The organism is Bacillus massiliigorillae (assembly GCF_000380245.2).
Taxonomy (GTDB): domain Bacteria; phylum Bacillota; class Bacilli; order Bacillales; family DSM-1321; genus Bacillus_AD; species Bacillus_AD massiliigorillae.
The window spans coordinates 1,144,442-1,163,456 of sequence record NZ_HG428741.1; the positions used below are offsets into that span (position 1 = coordinate 1,144,442).

Annotated in this window: 16 protein-coding genes; 10 read left to right on the top strand and 6 right to left on the bottom strand. The window is 36.4% G+C overall.

Annotated features, from left to right (window positions below; translation table 11 throughout):
- Position 1: 1 nt before the first annotated feature.
- The 10 genes from TX86_RS05425 (at position 2) to TX86_RS05470 (ending at position 12,337) form a co-directional block, all read left to right on the top strand.
- Entirely contained in the window at positions 2-1,030 is a 1,029-nt protein-coding gene (locus TX86_RS05425) for a zinc-dependent alcohol dehydrogenase (protein WP_042346978.1), read from the top strand.
- On the top strand, positions 1,020-1,820 hold the full coding sequence (locus TX86_RS05430; protein ID WP_230203575.1) for an acetoin reductase: 801 nt from the start codon (positions 1,020-1,022) through the stop codon (positions 1,818-1,820). The genes TX86_RS05425 and TX86_RS05430 overlap by 11 nt, the downstream gene beginning before the upstream one ends.
- 21 nt (positions 1,821-1,841) lie before the next feature.
- The gene (locus tag TX86_RS05435) at positions 1,842-3,302 is read left to right on the top strand and encodes an NAD-dependent succinate-semialdehyde dehydrogenase (protein ID WP_081707569.1); all 1,461 of its coding nucleotides are present in this window, start codon (positions 1,842-1,844) and stop codon (positions 3,300-3,302) included.
- A gap of 67 nt (positions 3,303-3,369) precedes the next feature.
- A complete protein-coding gene (locus tag TX86_RS05440; RefSeq protein ID WP_042346983.1) occupies positions 3,370-4,404 on the top strand; it encodes a zinc-dependent alcohol dehydrogenase in 1,035 nt (344 codons plus the stop codon).
- Positions 4,405-4,438: 34 nt separating this feature from the next.
- Complete coding sequence (locus TX86_RS05445; protein WP_042346984.1) at positions 4,439-5,428, top strand: thiamine pyrophosphate-dependent dehydrogenase E1 component subunit alpha; 990 nt, start codon at positions 4,439-4,441, stop codon at positions 5,426-5,428.
- Positions 5,429-5,473: 45 nt separating this feature from the next.
- On the top strand, positions 5,474-6,463 hold the full coding sequence (locus tag TX86_RS05450) for an alpha-ketoacid dehydrogenase subunit beta (RefSeq protein ID WP_042346985.1): 990 nt from the start codon (positions 5,474-5,476) through the stop codon (positions 6,461-6,463).
- An 11-nt stretch (positions 6,464-6,474) separates the two neighbouring features.
- Positions 6,475-7,782 (top strand): dihydrolipoamide acetyltransferase family protein, encoded by a 1,308-nt coding sequence (locus tag TX86_RS05455; protein ID WP_042346988.1) that lies wholly within the window; start codon positions 6,475-6,477, stop codon positions 7,780-7,782.
- 7 nt (positions 7,783-7,789) lie between these two features.
- Positions 7,790-9,193 (top strand): dihydrolipoyl dehydrogenase, encoded by a 1,404-nt coding sequence (gene lpdA, locus TX86_RS05460; RefSeq protein ID WP_042346991.1) that lies wholly within the window; start codon positions 7,790-7,792, stop codon positions 9,191-9,193.
- Positions 9,194-9,498: 305 nt separating this feature from the next.
- The gene (locus TX86_RS05465) at positions 9,499-11,100 is read left to right on the top strand and encodes a sigma-54-dependent Fis family transcriptional regulator (RefSeq protein ID WP_081707570.1); all 1,602 of its coding nucleotides are present in this window, start codon (positions 9,499-9,501) and stop codon (positions 11,098-11,100) included.
- A 184-nt stretch (positions 11,101-11,284) separates the two neighbouring features.
- Complete coding sequence (locus TX86_RS05470; protein ID WP_042346992.1) at positions 11,285-12,337, top strand: zinc-dependent alcohol dehydrogenase family protein; 1,053 nt, start codon at positions 11,285-11,287, stop codon at positions 12,335-12,337.
- Between the two features lie 41 nt (positions 12,338-12,378).
- Here the strand turns inward: TX86_RS05470 and TX86_RS05475 are convergent, their stop codons facing one another.
- The 6 genes from TX86_RS05475 to TX86_RS05500 form a co-directional block, all read right to left on the bottom strand.
- Entirely contained in the window at positions 12,379-12,615 is a 237-nt protein-coding gene (locus TX86_RS05475; protein WP_042346994.1) for a hypothetical protein, read from the bottom strand.
- 112 nt (positions 12,616-12,727) lie between these two features.
- The gene (locus tag TX86_RS05480) at positions 12,728-14,311 is read right to left on the bottom strand and encodes a multicopper oxidase family protein (protein ID WP_042346995.1); all 1,584 of its coding nucleotides are present in this window, start codon (positions 14,309-14,311) and stop codon (positions 12,728-12,730) included.
- Positions 14,312-14,475: 164 nt separating this feature from the next.
- Entirely contained in the window at positions 14,476-15,663 is a 1,188-nt protein-coding gene (locus TX86_RS05485; protein ID WP_042346997.1) for an iron-containing alcohol dehydrogenase, read from the bottom strand.
- A gap of 16 nt (positions 15,664-15,679) precedes the next feature.
- The gene (gene ahlS / locus TX86_RS05490) at positions 15,680-16,528 is read right to left on the bottom strand and encodes an AhlS family quorum-quenching N-acyl homoserine lactonase (RefSeq protein ID WP_042346999.1); all 849 of its coding nucleotides are present in this window, start codon (positions 16,526-16,528) and stop codon (positions 15,680-15,682) included.
- Positions 16,529-16,679: 151 nt separating this feature from the next.
- Complete coding sequence (locus TX86_RS05495) at positions 16,680-17,912, bottom strand: amidohydrolase family protein (protein ID WP_042347002.1); 1,233 nt, start codon at positions 17,910-17,912, stop codon at positions 16,680-16,682.
- 3 nt (positions 17,913-17,915) lie between these two features.
- Positions 17,916-19,001 carry a hypothetical protein gene (locus TX86_RS05500; protein WP_042347006.1) on the bottom strand — a complete coding sequence of 362 codons (1,086 nt, stop codon included), beginning with the start codon at positions 18,999-19,001 and terminating at the stop codon, positions 17,916-17,918.
- Between the last annotated feature and the right edge of the window lie 14 nt (positions 19,002-19,015).

Below are 19,015 nucleotides of genomic sequence, written 5' to 3' on the forward strand. Positions count from 1 at the left end.
AATGTTAGCTGCGATTAAAACAGAAATTCCAAGAAAAATTGAACTAAAGGATGAACAAATTCCAACTTTAAATGAAGGAGACCTTCTCATTAAGGTAGAGAGCTGTGGAGTTTGCGGGAGTGACCTTCATGCCTTTACACATAGTAAGGGATATGAATTCGTTAAAAAACCAATCATCTTAGGACATGAAATCGCTGGAGTAGTAGTGGATTGTTTTCATGAATCGGACAAGTGCTGGATTGGAAAAAAGGTAATCATTGAATCAATGCATTATTGTAATGAATGTGACAATTGCAAAGATGGTCGTTTTTCTATCTGTGAAAAAAATACAGTAATCGGTCTACATTTTAATGGTGGTATGGCTGAATATGTGAAAACAAAGAAGCGATTCACGAAGAGTATTCAGAATAATATGGAATTAAAGTCGGCTGCCCTAAGCGAACCATTGGCTATTGCGGTCCATGCGGTTAAGAAGGCCGGTGAAATTAAAGAAAATCAAGTTATTTTGGTGCAAGGTCCAGGTATTATTGGTTTTTTTGTCGGTTTGGTTTGTTTGAATAAAGGAGCTAAGGTCATACTTTCTGGACTAGAAAGAGACTATCAAACAAGGCTGGCGAAAGGTGAACAGTTTGGCATGATTCCTCATGTTGCGGACCGAAGTGAATTAACAGAAAAAGTCGATATTCTGTTTGAATGCTCAGGTTCAACAGTTGCTGTTTCAGGTGGTTTTCATCAATTGAAAAAAGGAGGCAAAGCTATTTTTGTCGCTCTATACGAACAAACAGTCAATCTATATCTAACTGATCTTGTCCGAAATGAATGGCCAATTATTACAAGTTATGGCTGTGATCCTATAGATTATGAGGAGGCTTTTCATCTTTTAGTTGAAAAGCAAAGGGAGCTTGATTCAATTATTTCTTATTATTCTTTATCACAAGTTGAAATGGCATTTAATGATAGTTTGAATCAAAAAGTTTTAAAGGCAATGCTTCTTATGCATGATCAAACTGGAGGTATGAATGATGAATAAACATTCAGATACATGTGAGCAAAAACAACGAATTGCGTTAGTTACAGGAGCTGGGAGGGGAATTGGTCGTGCAATTGCACTGCGTTTAGCAAGAGATGGTTTTAATGTAGCCATCAATGATGTAAATATCGATGCAATTCAGCAAGTGGCATTAGAAATAGAGGACTTAGGGCAATCCAGTTTAGTGGTTCCTGCAGATATTAGTAATCGAAATGAAGTATTTTCTATGGTGAATCAGGTAGTACAGCATTTTGGTCAACTTGATGTATTAGTTTCAAATGCAGGTATTGTGCAAGTAAAGCCTTTGTTAGAGATTACCGAACAAGATTTAGAAAAAATTTTTCGCATAAATGTCTTTGGAACTCTCTTTTGTATTCAATCAGCGGCAGAACAAATGAAGAAACAAAAAAGAGGAAAAATCATTAATGCTAGTAGTACGGCTGGAAAAAGAGGAGTTGAATTTCTCGGTCATTATGCTGCCACGAAATTTTCCGTTATTGGTTTGACTCAAACGGCTGCAAAAGAATTAGCTCCCTACGGTATTACTGTAAATGCATATTGTCCTGGAATAGTAGGAACTGATATGTGGGAAAAAATCGATCAAAAGATGAGTGAGTATTTAGATGTTCCACTTGGAGATACGCTTAAGAAAAGAGTTGAAGGAATTCCTTTAGGAAGGATCGAGCAGCCTGAAGATGTAGCGAGCTTTGTTTCTTACTTAGCATCTGAGGATTCTAATTATATGACAGGTCAATCAGTTTTAATTGATGGTGGAATTGTTTTTTCTTAAAAACGAGTGAGGAGGATAAAAATGGAAAAAAATAAAGGGTTTAAATTGCTAGATATAGAGGATATTAAATTATTTATTAATGGAGAATGGGTGAGTTCATCTTCGAATTCATATTTTACTCTGAAAAATCCATCTACAGGTGAAACAGTTACAAAAGTTCCGAGAGGTGGAAGAAAGGAAGCAATAGAGGCAATAGAAGCGGCTAGTGAAGCATTTCAAAACTGGGCTAAGCTCACCGCTTATGAACGAGCGGACTACTTATTAAAGCTTAGGGATTTAATGCTAGAGAATGAGGACGAACTTGCAACAATTATGAGTATTGAAATGGGAAAAGCCTATACAGAAGCATGCGGGGAAGTAAAGTATGCTGCAAGTTTTTTAACTTGGTATGCAGAAGAAGGGCGTCGTATTTATGGAGAAACTATACCAGCTTCAGTTTCGAATAAAAGACTGTTTGTTGTTAAACAACCAGTAGGTGTTATTGCTGCTATTACTCCGTGGAATTTTCCATTAGCTATGATGACAAGAAAATTAGGTCCCGCTTTGGCTGCAGGATGTACTGGTATTGTTAAACCAGCAAGTCAATCTCCACTTTCAGCACTAGCTTTTGCTAAATTAGTAGAAATGGCAGGTATTCCAAAAGGAGTAGTTAATATTGTAGCAGGTGCTACTCAGGAAATATCAGATGAAATTTTTGAAAATCCTTCTGTTAAAAAGATTTCGTTTACAGGTTCAACAGAAGTTGGAAAAACATTGGTGGAAAAATCTGCTCCTTTATTGAAAAAGCTTGCTCTAGAATTAGGTGGGCATGCACCGTTTATTGTATTTGAAGATGCAGACTTGGAGAAGGCTTCAGAAGGAGCTCTTGCTAGCAAGTTTAGAAACGCGGGACAGACATGTGTGTGTGCAAATCGAATTTATGTTCATGAGAATGTGAAAGATAAGTTCTTGAAAATATTAGTAGAAAAAGTGAAGCAATTAAAGATTGGTAACAGTCTTGATGAAACAATTCAAATTGGTCCGTTAGTTAATGAAGAAGGGGTTCGGAAAGTAGAAGAGCATGTGTTGGATGCTGTTGAAAAAGGTGCAACGGTTCTTCAGGGAGGAAGAAGATTTGGAGATCAAGGCTGTTTCTATGAACCAACTGTTTTAGCTGATGTTACAAAAGAAATGAAAATTATGACAGAAGAAACATTTGGCCCTGTGGCTCCGATAATAGCCTTTAACAATGAGGACGAAGTAATCAAAGAAGCAAATGACACAATCTATGGCTTGGCAGCTTACTTATATACTTCTGATATTTCAAGAGCGGTTAGAGTATCAGAGTCATTGAATTTTGGGGTAATTGGCTTAAATGATGGAGTGCCAGGAGCGGCTCAAGCTCCATTTGGGGGCATGAATCAAAGTGGTTATGGTCGTGAAGGCGGTCACCAAGGAATAAGAGATTATTTAGAGGAGAAATACATTTCTTTAGGTATCTAAAATCAAAAGTTTTAAAATGCGTTCGTAGTAGAGAGGGAACATGTAAACGACAAATGGGGGAATTTGGGTGAAAGCACTATTAAAAACGAAACCTGGATTTGGAAATTTAGAGTTGTTAGACATTCCTGAGCCTATTTGTGATGAGACAGGAATTAAAATAAAAATCCATTATACAGGTATTTGTGGAACAGATCTTCACATTTACCATGATAGTTATGATTATTCTCCACCTGTTGTTTTAGGGCATGAGTTTTCAGGAGAGGTGGTAGAGTCAGGGAAAAACGTGAAACATATTCGCCCTGGTGATTATGTAATGGTTCTACCATCCATTGCTTGGACGTGTAAACGTTGTAGTTTTTGTAAGCAAGGCAATTATATGTTCTGTTCGGAACGGAGAAGCTTAGGTAGTGGTGTAAATGGAAGTTTTACAGAGTTTGTTGTCGTAAATGAAGAGATGGTATACAAAGTTCCTTCACATCTTTCTCTGAAAGAAGCTGCTCTTGCTGAACCACTCGCATGTGCTGTTCAGGCTGTGGAAGAACTAACCGAAATCAATGCTGGAGATTGGGCTCTTCTTTCGGGACCTGGTCCGATTGGTTTACTCTGCCTTAGTTTATTGGTTGCTAAGGGCTGTAATGTAATTGTCACTGGAACTAGTCAAGATGAGAAGCGGCTGAAAATTGCCAAAGATTTAGGTGCAAAAATTGTGGTTGATGTATTTACAGACGATCTTACTGCTCTCGTTAAAGAGGAAACACATGGAATCGGCGTTGATATTGCACTTGAATGTTCAGGCGCACCTTCAGCCTTGGATACATGTATAAAGTCTTTGAAAAAAATGGGGAAATACATTCAAGTCGGTATTATTGGTAGCAAAGTAGAAATGGATATTGATACGCTTCTTTATAAACAAATTTCTTTCTTTGGCTCCTATGCGCACTCTATGAAGACATGGGACAAAGTACAAAAAATCTTATCAACGAACATGGTTAATTTAGAACCAATGATAACCGATATTGTTCCTTTAAGTGAATGGCAAAAAGCATTTGATATGGCTCAATCAAAAGAAAGCGGAAAAATATTAATGTACTACGATTTTTAACGAATAATTACTTTAAAAAGGGGATTTTCATGAAATGGAATCGAGTCTTGTAAATTATAAAAGTGAAATTGGTAAAGGAAAACTAAAAGAAATGTTATATCAAATGATTTTAATCCGTCGATTTGAAGAATCCGTTGAAAAATTATTTATGCAAGGGAAGATTCATGGAACTATGCACCTTTGCATTGGGCAAGAGCCGACTGCAGTTGGAGCGTGTGCAGCTTTAACAAATGAAGATAAAATAACAAGCACTCATCGTGGTCATGGTCACTGTATTGCAAAAGGAACGGAAATTCCTGGAATGATGGCTGAATTACTAGGTAAAGTGACTGGTCATTGTAAAGGAAAGGGTGGCTCAATGCATATTGCTGACCTAGAAAAAGGTAATTTGGGAGCAAATGGAATAGTTGCTGGAGGGCTTCCACTAGCATGTGGTGCCGCCTTAACTTCGAAAAAGAAGGAATCAGGATATGTGGCGGTTAGCTTTTTTGGCGATGGTGCAACAAATGAAGGCAGTTTTCATGAATCGTTAAATATTGCATCAATTTGGAAACTTCCTGTAATCTTCTTCTGTGAAAATAATCGATATGGAATGTCAGGCGATATAAAGCAGATGGCTAATGTTGAAAATTTGGCGGAACGAGCTGCTTCCTATGGAATACCAGGAGTAATTATTGATGGAACAGATGTTTTAGTGGTCTATGAAGCAACTAAAGCAGCAGTAGAGCGAGCAAAAAATGGGGAAGGACCAACTTTTATCGAAGCTCAAACATATCGTTGGAGGGGTCACTCAAGAAGCGATGCTAGAAAGTATAGAACTCGTGTGGAAGAGCAAGAGTGGATGAAGAATAAAGATGGAATTAAAAACTTTAAGGATAGATTACTCCTTGATGGTGTTTTGACAGAGGCAGAAGTGAAAGAAATTGAGGACAAAGTAAAACAAATTCTAGATGATGCAGTTGAGTTTGCAGAAAAAAGTCCAGAGCCATCACTAGATTCGTTAGAAGAAGATATATTCTTATAGAAAAAAATAGATTACTTGTAAATAGAATAGAGAGGAGGATTAAACATGCGTGAAATAACGTATGCAGAAGCAATTAAAGAAGCGATGATTCAAGAAATTAGAGTGAACGAAGATGTATTTATTTTAGGAGAAGATATAGGGATTTATGGTGGAGCATTTGGTGTAACAAATGGAATGATAGAGGAGTTAGGTGCTGATAAGGTAATAAGTACCCCTATTTCCGAGATTGCCATCAGTGGTGTTGCGGTAGGCGCCGCACTTACAGGAATGAGGCCGATACTGGAACTGCAATTTTCTGATTTTATTACTTGTGCTATGGATCAAATTGTTAACCAAGCAGCCAAAATCAGATATATGAATGGAGGAAAAGGAAACGTTCCTTTGGTAATTCGAACTCCAGGAGGATCTGGCGCAGGATTTGCAGCTCAGCATTCTCAAAGTTTGGAAGCATGGCTTGCGCATATACCTGGATTAAAGGTTGTTCAACCATCTACACCTTATGATGCAAAAGGGCTATTTAAAGCGGCATTAGATGATAATAATCCTGTTATCTTCTTTGAGCATAAGCTTTTATATAATACGAAGGGTGAAGTTCCAGAAGAATCCTTTAGCATCCCATTAGGAAAAGCAGAAATCAAACGAGAAGGCTCAGATGTAACTATTGTCGCAACATCGATTATGGTTCAACGAGCATTACAAGCAGCAGAACAGCTGGCTAAAGAGGGTATCAGTGTTGAAGTAATTGATCCGCGTACATTAGTTCCACTAGATATTGAAACCATCGTGGAGTCAGTTAAGAAAACGAATCGAGCTGTTGTTGTTTATGAGGCTGTTCAAAGGGGGGGCTATGGAGCGGAAATAGCAAGTGTCATTAATGAAAGTGAAGCATTTGACTATTTAGATGCCCCTGTTACTAGGTTAGGTGGAAAAGCAGTTCCCATTCCTTATAATATGAATTTAGAGAAAAAGGCTGTACCACAAGTAGATGATATCATTAAGGCGGTTAAATCATCATTAGTACCAGTTACGAATTAGGAGGTGATTTCATGGTGGCTGAAATCCAAATGCCAAAACTCGGAGCTACAATGGAAAAGGGCACAATTATTGAATGGTTTAAAAATGAAGGAGATTCGGTTGAATTGGGTGAACCTATTCTAGAAATCATGACAGATAAAATCAATATGGAAGTAGAGGCTATTAGTTCAGGAATTTTACTTAAAAAATTATTTGAAGTTGATACAGAAGTTCCTGTTTTAGTTCCTATTGCCTATATAGGAGAATTAGGAGAAAATATTGCAGAAAAATTGGTTGATCAAACTAAAAATGAAACAGAAAACAATAAGTCAATGGTAAATGAGGGGGGTGAAATTAAAAGTGAAAAACCCTCCTTGCAATCTACTTTTATAGATTCAAAAATTCGAAGAACACCTGCCGCATTAAAGCTAGCCCAAAGGCATGGACTGGATCTAAGTAAAATAAAAGGTTCAGGTCCTAAAAATAGAATTCATCAGAAAGATGTAGAATTGTATATGAAGGATAATTCTGTTCCTATTTCTCCACTTGCTCAGAAAATAGTAGCTGAACATAATATCGATTTGTCGTCAAGACAATCTGTTCATACAAAGATACAAAGTGAGGATGTCTTGAAGGGAATCTCTCGAACAACTAGCAGCTCAGTTAACTATAATGGTATCAGAAAAGTTGTAGGAGAAAGAATGGCGAAAAGTGCACATACTGCTCCACATGTAACGATTAATACGGAAGTGGATATGACAAATACGATGGATATGAGAAATTCTTTACTTGAAAAGATCCAAAGCAAGACTGGATACCGTCTATCTTATACTGAAATAATAGTAAAAAGTGTGGCACATACTATAAAATCACATCCAATGCTAAATGCCTCTCTTAATGGAAACCAAATTGATCTTCATTCTGAGATTAATATTGGTGTTGCAGTTGCCATTCCAAATGGCCTTGTTGTTCCTGTCATTCGTAATGCCAATCAAAAAGGCTTTTCAGATCTTGCTGTAGAGAGTAAAAATCTTGCGAAAAAAGTAAGAGAAAACAAAATAAATGCGGATGAGTTGCAAGGAGGAACATTTACAATCAGTAATTTAGGTATGTATGATGTTGATTCATTCACACCAATTATTAACCAGCCAGAGTCGGCGATTCTAGGAGTAGGCAGAATACGAGAACAAGTGGTTAGCCATAATGGAGCTATTGAAGTAAGACCATATATGTCTTTAAGTCTTTCTTTTGATCATCGTGTTATTGATGGAGCACCAGCAGCTCATTTTCTAACGGATTTAAAGGCTGTTCTTGAAAAACCCTACGAATTAATGATTTGAGGTGTTTATGATGAAAAACTATGATGTTGTGGTAATTGGTGCTGGACCAGGAGGGTATGTTGCTGCGGAAGAAGCAGCCAAGTATGGACAGTCTGTTGCTATTATTGAAAAACAATACCTCGGTGGAACCTGTTTGAACAGTGGATGCATTCCGTCAAAAACCCTACTTAGACATTCCGAAATAATAGAACTTATGGAGAAGGCAAAGTCTTGGGGAATTGAATTTGAGAATGTGAAATTATCCTTTGGAAAAATGATGAACCGTAAAACAAAGGTGATTGAGCAGTTGCGTAATGGAGTTTTAAGCTTATTGAATAAAGCAAAAGTCGATATTTATTATGGGATAGCTAGCATTCTAGAAAATAAGCAAATTGTGATTGAATCTGAAAGTAAGACAGATGAGATTTTTGCTAATAAAATTATCATCGCGACAGGTTCAAAGCCGAATATTCCACCTATTAACGGCATTGAAAATGTATTCTATCATACGAGCGATAGCATTTTTGATATACAAGATATACCTAAATCCATTGCAATTATTGGTGGTGGAATTATTGGAGTAGAATTTGCCTGTGTTTTTTCTGCACTGAACGTAGAAGTAACAATTATTGAAATGGCTGATCAGCTTTTAGTTAGTGAAGATGAAGATGTTGCGAGCATGATAACTAAAAAATTTAAAAAAGATAAAGTGAAGATTATAACTTCTGCTAAAGTACAGGAAATATCAGAAAGCAAGGATGGTATATTAATTAATGTACATACAAATGATGGAAATCGATTGTTCATTCAAGCAGATGAACTGCTATTAGCAACGGGGAGAATTCCTAACTTATCCGCTGTTTCAAGACTGAATGTATTGATGAATGGTCCATTTCTTGCTGTTAATAAACAAATGGAAACAAGTATACCAAATGTGTATGCTATTGGGGATGTAATTGGCGGATGGCAACTTGCACATGTTGCTAGTGCCGAAGGAATCGTGGCAGCTTCCAATGCAAGCGGTATTTTCAAAGAAATTAATTATAAAGCTGTACCGAGATGTGTTTATTCATCACCTGAGATTGCTAGTGTTGGTTTAACGGAAAAAGAAGCTAGAGAAAAAGGGAATGCTGTAAGGACTGAAACTTTTCCGTTATCAGCAATTGGAAAAGCATTGGCAATGGATGAACGAACTGGTTTTATTAAATTGATTGCTGATGAAACCTATGGTGAGATTCTTGGTGTTGTTATGCTTGGTCCACACGTAACTGAGATGATTTCTGAAGCATCCTCCCTAATATTCCTTGAAGCAACTGTGGATGAATTAGCCTTATTAATTCATCCCCATCCTACTCTTTCTGAAGGATTGTGGGAAGCTGCACGCAATTGGTTAGTAAACAGAAGAAAAGCAACAGCAGTAGTGGCAAAATAATAAGGGTAGGTTAAATTTAATAGAAAATCCAATGTTTAAAGTTAGTAAGACATTCAATTAGTAAAAAATTGGGTGTTTTACTAACTATTTTTATTATGATTACTTCGCTCATTTGAAGTGAAAAGAAATATTTAATACTACAGAGAGTTATTTGAATTTTGTCACTTGATAATAGTATTAACGTTGCAAATGAGGTCTATATACACTTTTTAACTTATAGGAGATTTGATATCATAAACAACTATAATGTAATATTTTGAATAAATGTAATAGTTATACATTTTTATGGTGAGGTGTACTTAGATATGGAAAATAATTACACTTATAAAGAACAATATAATAAATGGGAAAAATTTATTAATGGTGGAAATGATCTATCTCATCTTAGGAGAGAAGTAGCGAAATCATGGAAAAATTGTAGAGATTTAAATGTAAACCCTTTCAAAAAACCTTATTTAATGTCTGAAGATTCAATAATAAATCTTGTTAAAGAAAATCAATATTTAATAGATGTAGTATCACCTTTCATTAAATTAATTACTGAAATTACTAAGGAAACGAACTTCATGTTTGTTTTGTGTGATAACAAAGGAAATGTAGTAGATATAAGAGGAAATAAAGAGATACTTGAGCAAGCTAAAAAGAGCAAGCTTGAAATTGGTGCAAACCGTTCAGAAATTGCTGGAACAAATGCTATTAGCTTAGCAATTAGTATGGGGAAACCTTATCAGTTAGTAGGTCCAGAACATTATAATGTACACTATCATCAATGGACATGCTCTTCAGCTCCAATTTATGATTTAAATGGAAAGTTAATTGGAGTAATTAATTTATCTGGACATTACTCAGAAAAACATACCCATACTCTAGGCATGGTCGTATCATTAGCAAGAGCCATTGAAAAAGACCTTTTATATAAAGAAAAATTTGTTAGAAAGCCTAAGGTTACAAGAAGTCTTTTTACCTTTGATGATTTAATTGGAAAGAGTGACAGTATCCAATCTGCTATTAATACAGCACAAGTCGTTTCCAAAACGGATACAAGGATTATTATCGAAGGTGAGAGTGGTACAGGTAAAGAAATGTTTGTACAAGCCATACATAATGCAAGTGCTAGAAGCAATGGTCCTTTTGTGGCTGTTAATTGTGGTGCTGTTCCTGAGCATTTAGTCGAAAGTGAATTATTTGGATACGATGACGGGGCTTTCACTGGAGCTAAGAAAGGAGGTAAACCCGGAAAGTTTGAATTAGCAAACAGTGGTACTTTATTTTTGGATGAAATCAATAGTATGTCAAAAGATATGCAGGTGAAACTGCTGCGTGTGTTGCAACAAAATGAGATTACTAGAGTTGGTGGCATGGATCCAATTCCAATTGATGTGAGAGTTATCGCAGCTTCTAATGAACCATTAGAATCGTTGGTTGAACAAGATAAGTTTAGAAAAGATCTTTTTTATAGATTAGGTATTGTTACAATTGAAATACCCCCGCTCCGTATACGTACAGAAGATGTACCAGAATTATTTCATCACCTCTTTACAAAAATATCAAATCGATTAGACATGAAAAATAGTGAATTTAATCAAAATATTTTCACCTACTTAAAGTCATACCACTGGCCAGGTAATATCCGAGAACTAGAAAACTATATCGAAAGAGCCATTGTTTTAGCACAAGGTAAAGTAATCACAATCGAGCATTTTCCAAAGAAAGTGGCTGAGCAAATTTTGCTTCATAATAATGAAGAATTGACCACCTTAGAATATGTTGAAAAAGAATCCATTAAAAAAGCTTTAAATGTATTTGATGGAAATATATCGAAAACATCTAAATTGCTTGGAATTACTAGAAAGACATTATATAAAAAAATAAAAGATTATAACTTGCAGTATGATAATATCGTTTAATCATTCTGAAAAATTAAGAAGGTTTGCATTTTTGATTTCTAAATGAATATATTTTCTTTACATCTAAGAATATTTTATTATCTTTTTGTAAACAGATATTTGTTAACTTTTATAACCGCATCTAAGTGAAGCATGCAATGAGTTCTATTTTGTTAAATTCTATGAATAGTAGGGGGGATTTTTCATGAGAGCAGCACAAATTATTGAACATAGAAAACCACTTAGAATCGGTGAGGTGCCTGATCCGATACCAGGTCCAAAAGATGTTATTGTTCGAGTAGAGGCAAGTGGTATTTGTCGAAGTGATTGGCATGCATGGATGGGGGATTGGGCATGGATTGGGCTTAGTCCACAGCTACCCATTATTCCAGGACATGAATTCGGCGGTGTAGTTGAAGTAGTTGGAGCTGAGGTGAGAAACTTTCGCCCGGGAGATCGGGTAACATCTCCATTTCATGAAGGGTGTGCACATTGCACAAATTGCTTGAGCGGACACTCAAATCGCTGTGATAATTTACAGATTTTTGGATTTGGACATGATGGTGCTTATGCTGAATTTGTACGAGTTCCTAATGCAGATTTTAATTTAATCAGATTACCTGAAGAAGTGGACTCTCTTACTGCTGCAGCGATTGGTTGCCGCTATATGACAGGTTATCATGGTGTATTACGCAGTAATATTCAGCCTGGCAATTGGTTAACTATACATGGTGCAGGCGGGGTAGGTCTGTCTGCTATTCAAGTAGCTAATACAATTGGAGCCATGGTTATTGCGGTTGATGTTGATGATGTGAAATTGGAAAAAGCTAGAGAAGAAGGTGCTGTCGCGGTAATCAATGCTCGTAAAGAAAATGTAGTTGAAGCTATAAGAGAGATTACAAAAGGCGGTGCTCACGCATCAATTGAGGCTCTAGGCATACGTGAAACAATTATGAATTCAGTATTAGGGTTACGAAGAGGAGGGCGCCATGTACAAATTGGTTTAACAACTAATGAAGAAGGCGGTATCGTAGGACTTCCAATCGATGCAATTACTGCGATGGAATTAGAAGTTGCCGGAAGTTTAGGTAATCCTCATGCGGCATATGATGGTCTTTTAACAATGATTGCACAAGGTAAACTGAATCCTAAATCACTCGTTTCACGAACAGTGAAGTTGAATGATGTGACGGACATTTTGACAGATATGACTAGCTTTAAAACACTTGGTTTTAATGTTATAACTCAATTTAGATGAGAGTAGTAAGGAGCAGTTTTTTCACTGCTCCTTTTTATTTTTTAGTGTAGTTTTTGAGAACTTACATATTCCTTGATTACTCGTAAAGCTGCCTCTGCAAATTCTTCTCCTTTTGCATCGGTTACTAACTGAACATGTGTTACTTCTGCTGGATCTTGTCCATTCAGTTTAAACAGAGCCTTTACCCCTGATTGCATACCTGCACCTGTTTGTAAAGCTAGCTGCACGATATTTATATCTTTAAAGTCAATTGTCAATACCCCTTGATTCATTTCCATGATAGTTCCCCATTCCTTCATGTGAATTTAGTACTGTATACTTTTATTATAAATTCAAACGCAAAAAAAATCGCAGTAGAGCATTGTTCTCTGCGATTTTTTTCTATTTACATTACATATCACCAGCATGTGGTAACTGAACAGGATGAGCATCATTTATAATCCTTATTGGTCTCATCATGTCATGATCTTCATGTTCAAGGAAATGACAATGCCAAATGTAATTACCTTTATGCTCTTTCCAATGCATAATAATTTTGGTTACCATGCCAATATCAGCTTTAACGGTGTCTTTCCAGCCTCGTTCATAATCTCGTGGTTCTTCAGGTGGACCAGTAAATTCAAGAATTCCCTTATTTTGATATAGATCCACGTCAAAAGGGCGACGTTCTAAGATTTTAAATTGAACAAGATGTACGTGTATTGGATGAGGTACGAATGTTAAGTTAATTAAATTCCAAACTTCGATACTATCAAAAGCAGGTTTTTCAGTAGCTGGGTCGTGGTACATGCTTTCATCCAAAAGAAGCATTGGTCTTCCGTATGCATCGGTAGTTGCACTTAATGTTAAATCTCGAATAATATGAGCATGGCATTCGTGAAGGTCCATTTCAGGATATAAGTCTTCTGGAATTTGACTACAATCATGGCCTCTTAGAGGTAGGCAGACTCTAAATTGCATAATGACACTAGTATGGTCTCCGGGAAATTCTGTATCTGTGTTCAATATTGTAATGGTTTCACCTTTATAATCAGAAAAGTCGATGATGACATCTGTTCTTTCAGCTGGTAATAATTCAACAAAATCGATTTCAGTAGTTTGGGTTAGTAAGCCGCCATCCGTTCCGATTTGAAACATAGGTTCATCATTGGAAAGACTTAATACATAACCTCTCCGATTAGATGCGTTCAATATGCGGAAGCGATATTTTCGGGGTTCAACCTTCATGAACGGCCATACTTTTCCATTAACAACAATCGTATCACCAACAAAGCCTGGTGTAATAGATGGGTGTACAGATACTGGAAATGGTGGCGCATCAGGGTAAAATAGAGAACCATCCTCATTAAATGATTTGTCTTGAATCATTAATGGCATTTCATAATTACCGGATGGTAAATCTAATCTTTCTTCGAGGGAATCTCGGAGTAAATAAAAACCTGCAAGCCCTGCATACACATTTAATCTTGTTAGCCCCATTGTATGGTCATGGTACCAAAGTGTTGTTCCAGGCTGATGATTGGTATATTCATGAACTTCTCTTCGGAAATTTGGTCCAGTGAATGCATATTTTTGTGTATACCATGCTTCAGGGTGTCCATCACTTTCCCAATCTACATTAGCCCCATGGAGATGAACAACAGAGCGAACTTCTGATGAATCAACGCATCCATGAAGCGTATAATCAATTGGTAGAAAATGTTTGAATGGTAGATTGTTTGTATACTTTACATAGATTGTTTTATCTTTTATGGCTTCAATCGTCGGACCAGGAACCATACCGTTATATCCCCAAATTTTTGTTTCAGGGAAGTATTTATGAAAACTATGTTTTCCTTCCTTCATTTCAAATTCATAATAAGGACATTTAGGATCTTTAGAATGTTGCTTTGGTTTTGCAACTCGAGGTTTCTTTAATAAGTCAACAAATTTTGGAATACTATTTGGATCAGCAGGATTTACTTGGATATCCAAATGAGAACACCTTCCTCCACGTTTTAACTAAGTCATTTTCATCATATTCAAAATAGACAAAATGGTATCAATAAATGTAGAGTTTTTTAGGTGATTATTAGGGGGATTATGAAATTGAAAAAATACAAGAAAGTTTACTTTCTTGTATTTTTATAAGGGAATTATTAAATCATTTTAGGCTCTGAAATAACACCTGAAAAAGCAGAGTGATAGATGTTTCTTATATCCTCTTCTAATAAAGGATAAGGGCTTCGAGCTAATAAGCGCTTTTGCTGAACGCCAGCTTGAGTCAATGATTCAACTGCTGTTTCGGGAATTTGAAATTCAGCAAGAGTGGAGGGAATACCTACATCCTCTACAAGTTGTGCTAATGCTTCTACACATTTATAAGAAGCTTCTTCTTCAGATAAGTAATCGATATTTCCACTTAAGCATTTATAAATATCTACCAATCTTCTAGAACAACTATGTCTGATATAGCCCATTACGTAAGGTAATAATACAGCATTTGATTCCCCATGTGAGAGGTGATATTGTCCGCCTAGAGGGTAGGCTAAAGCATGAACACCAGCTACTCCGGCATTAAAGAAAGCAAGCCCTGCTATATAACTACCAATACTCATATCAATACGTGCTTGTTGATTATTACCATCTTGAACTGTTGTTCTTAATGAACGACTAATGAGTTGAATTGCTTGAAGTGCTAAACCATCTGTCGTAGGGCTAGCATTTAGAGAAAGGTAAGCCTCAATCGCATGTGTTAATGCATCAACTCCAGTAGCGGCGGTAATGCGTGGCGGAACAGAAACGGTTAATTGTGGATCAACAATGGCAACGTCTGCTAATAGAAAATCATGTGTTACAACGTCTTTCGTTGTTTCTAAGGAAAGAACCGCGATATTCGTTACTTCTGAGCCTGTGCCAGAAGTTGTCGGAATGAGAATTTTAGGTAAACCTTTATTCACTAGAGTTTTCTCACCAGTTAAATTTAAATAATCAGCAACTTTACCTTCATTGGTTGCTAAAACAGCTGCTAGTTTTGCTAAATCTAGAGCACTTCCACCACCTACGCCAATCACCATTTCAAATTGTTCTTGGCGTGTATACGATACAAGTTTTTCTCCAATTTCTAAAGGTGGTTCAGGAACGACATTACTATAGATTGTAACAGTATAGCCAGCTTCTTTTAGCGGGTTCGTGATTTTATGAACGATACCTAGTTTCTCTAACATCGGATCGGTTATGACGAGAATTTTTTGAAGATCATATTTAGTTACTTCAGGAACCAATTGTTCTAGTGCTCCCCAGCCAACATAACTGCAAGGGGTAAAGACTATTTTAGCAAAACTCATTCAAATCCCCCTATTGTTATTCATAATATCCTTCAGTGGACTTACGAAATTGCTTAAATTGATTCGCATCATGACCAAACCATACTTGAGAGTTTGTTTCTTGGGCTAATCTACGAATACGCTCAACAGCATTGGAATAGCCGATAGAATCATATAAGATACCTGGTGGTTTAATAGGTGGGCCAAAGCTTTCAGCCGTATAAACAGCATCGGAAGCGAGAATAATTTTGCCTGTATCAGGTAAGTCAACATGAAGTCCTAGCATACCCCAAGCATGCCCACTGCCGAAATTGAGTACTTTAATACCGTCTGCTAGAAGGAGATTATCTTCACTTTTCTTAATAGTTCTCCATTGTAAATTATTCTTAATCCATGCATCAATATCTCCCCATACATACGCACCTTCCTTTTGATTGCGAGCATATGACTGTAGAGTTCCGTTTAGCTCATCTTCATGCACAATAATCGTGGCATTCGTAAACATCTCTAAACATCCTGCATGATCTAAATGTAGGTGAGAGGCTACTACATACTTAATATCTTCTGGACGCACTCTTAATTGCTCTAGTCGATTATGAAGATAGCATTCTTCACTCATATTTAGAGGGAAAGTAGCTTGCGTTAATTCTGTCCAACGACCTTTTGCTCCCATTGAATTCGGGTTGCAAGCCGTATCGAATAGAATCTTTCCTTCTGGATGATCAATGAGAACTGTATAAATTGGAAACTCAATAAATTCAGTAGGTGCATTTGGATTATTAATAGTAGCTGGATTATGCATTGCAATCATCCAATTCTTGTCCATCCTCATACGTCCGTTATCCATTACGTAGAGCTTTGGATTAGGCTTAATAATATTTGACATTACTTCTTCCTCCTCAAAATGCGTGTTATTAATGAGTGAATGTATGCAATAACGCTTAGTTGGCCTCCATCTATTTATATGGCGAGGAGAGGGAATATTGACTGGAATTTTTTTAAAAAATACGGGAAAGAATCAAATAAAAAACCTCCATTTAATTGGAGGAAGGAAGTAATCTATTGATAATTAATTTTCCTTTTAAATAAACAGCATAAATATGTGAGGCATCAGTAATTTCAATGCCTGGTAACCCTGAAGTAACGAGGAAATTGGCATCTTTACCAGGTTCTAAGCTGCCAAAATGTTGTTCTTTTCCAAGAACTTTTGCTGGATTTAATGTTAATAATGCCAATATATCATTTTCATTGTAGCCATTATCATGCAACAGTTTCATAGAAGGATGCGCGATTGTCAGTAAGGATTCAGGTCCTCTTAATTGTGTATCTTGATAGGGAAGCCAATCTACATTTGGATAAGGTGGTAAATAAGCATCAGTAGCTATTGCAGTAATGATATTAGCTTCAACTAATTGAGCAATATCTGTGGGCGAATTAGGTATTAGATGTGTTCCACCAAGTGGTGTTGCCACAATCACTTTATTAAGCAGTGATACTTTTTTAATTTGTTCTTTCGTTATTCCATGTGCGTGATGTAGTACGTCAATTCCGGCTTCTAACGCCATATCAATGCCTTCTTTTCCAGCTACATGTATTCCTATTTTTTTATTATTTTTGTGATATAGATTAACAATATTATTAAGTTCTTCTTGTGTATAAACGATTTCACCTGCTCGTGGTACAGTTTCAGCTGTAAAATTAGCTGGTGTAGCATTAAGAAATAGATTTTCTCCTGGATAATCGCTCTCGATTGCTAGTTGATTAATAAGCAGGGGGTCTAGTAATTGTTCTTTAGTTATGGCAGTAGAACTAGTTATAGCACTAAAATGAACAGGTTGATCAAAACCAATTGTTATACTTGTAGTAGCAAACGAACAATCGATTGGTAATGTTTTAGTTAGTTTTCGATAATGTTCAATATTAAAATCGCATTGTGGATGACCACATAGTTGCTCTCCAATTGCAGTAATGCCATTTGACAATGCTTCTAAAATAATGGCGTGAGCAGCAAGGAAATGAGTTTCTTGAGTAATAGGATATAAAGAGCTTGGAGCGAATTCCAATAAGTGAGTGTGACAGTCTATTAACCCAGGAGTTATAATGTAATCCATCATATCTATGATTTCTAAATCATATTGCTGGTCTACTAATTCAGCGCTAAGGATTTCTTTAATTTTGCCGTTTAGAATGAGTAAACCACCGTTATCAATAGTACCCAGTGAACTTACCGTTACAATTTTTCGAGCTTTTATGATAAAGTCATGTGTCAATCCTTACACCACCAGAAAAGGAGTTATAAAGTAGCCAATTAAACAGGCTGTAATAATACGAATCACTAAACCTACTATTGCAGCTAGCAATGCTTCTCTTTCATTAAGTCCTGAAGACTCAGCCCAAGTTGCTGGAACTTGCCCGAAGATGACAGACAAAGGTAAACCAGAATTAGCTAGCACAAAACCACCAACTATAAGAGCGGGATCGATATTTGATGCAACTTCTGCTAATTGAGCAACTGCTAAAGTAGGAGCAGCCAATACAGAAATAATTCCGGTAGTTGGCTCGATACTTAAAGAAGTTAAAACAGAGAATAGGCTAGATTCGATGATAGTCCAAACTCCCAGAAACTTAAAAACACCTATGAAGAAAAAGACAGCCGCTACCGCTGGAATGATAGTTAGAAATAATAATTCTGTACCTTCTTTGGCTGATTGAAAAATAGTTTGCAAGAATTTAGTTTTTGGAGTAAACCGTGGTAGCTGATTTAAATCTACTTTTCTCGTATCTCGATATAATGTAATCGATAATAACCAAGGAACGATGATAATCGGAACAAAAATAGAAAGAATAACAAGAGGGAAAGCATTGATTTGAAAAGCGGCAAGAGCAATCAATCCAAGAACGAAGGTGGCAAATGATTGAGGTGATTGAATCATTGTTGCGACAGCAATCTTTTGTTCAGCTTTTGTAGCATTTGCTTTTACTAAAATCGGTCCAGCAATTTTTCCAGCCGCATTAATATCACCTAAAATATTATAAACACTAGGAATTATTACAGCGGGATTAATCTTAAACCACTTCATAATCGGAACAAATAGGCGAATTAACGTATCAGTAAATCCTAAGCGTTCAATAATCCTTCCAACCATTACACTAACAATAACCGCAATACCCACTTCACTAGTCAGAAAGGTTTTCACAACTACAGGAAATACTTCTTTAATCGTCATATCAAATAGTCTTGCTAAAGTTTGAGGTGAGAATAATAAAAGCCCTAATGAAACGATAAGTATCAGTAGCCCTACATAATCATAAAAACTCCATTTCTTTCGATTAGATTGTAAGCGTTCTTGATGATGCATAAAGAACCCTCCAT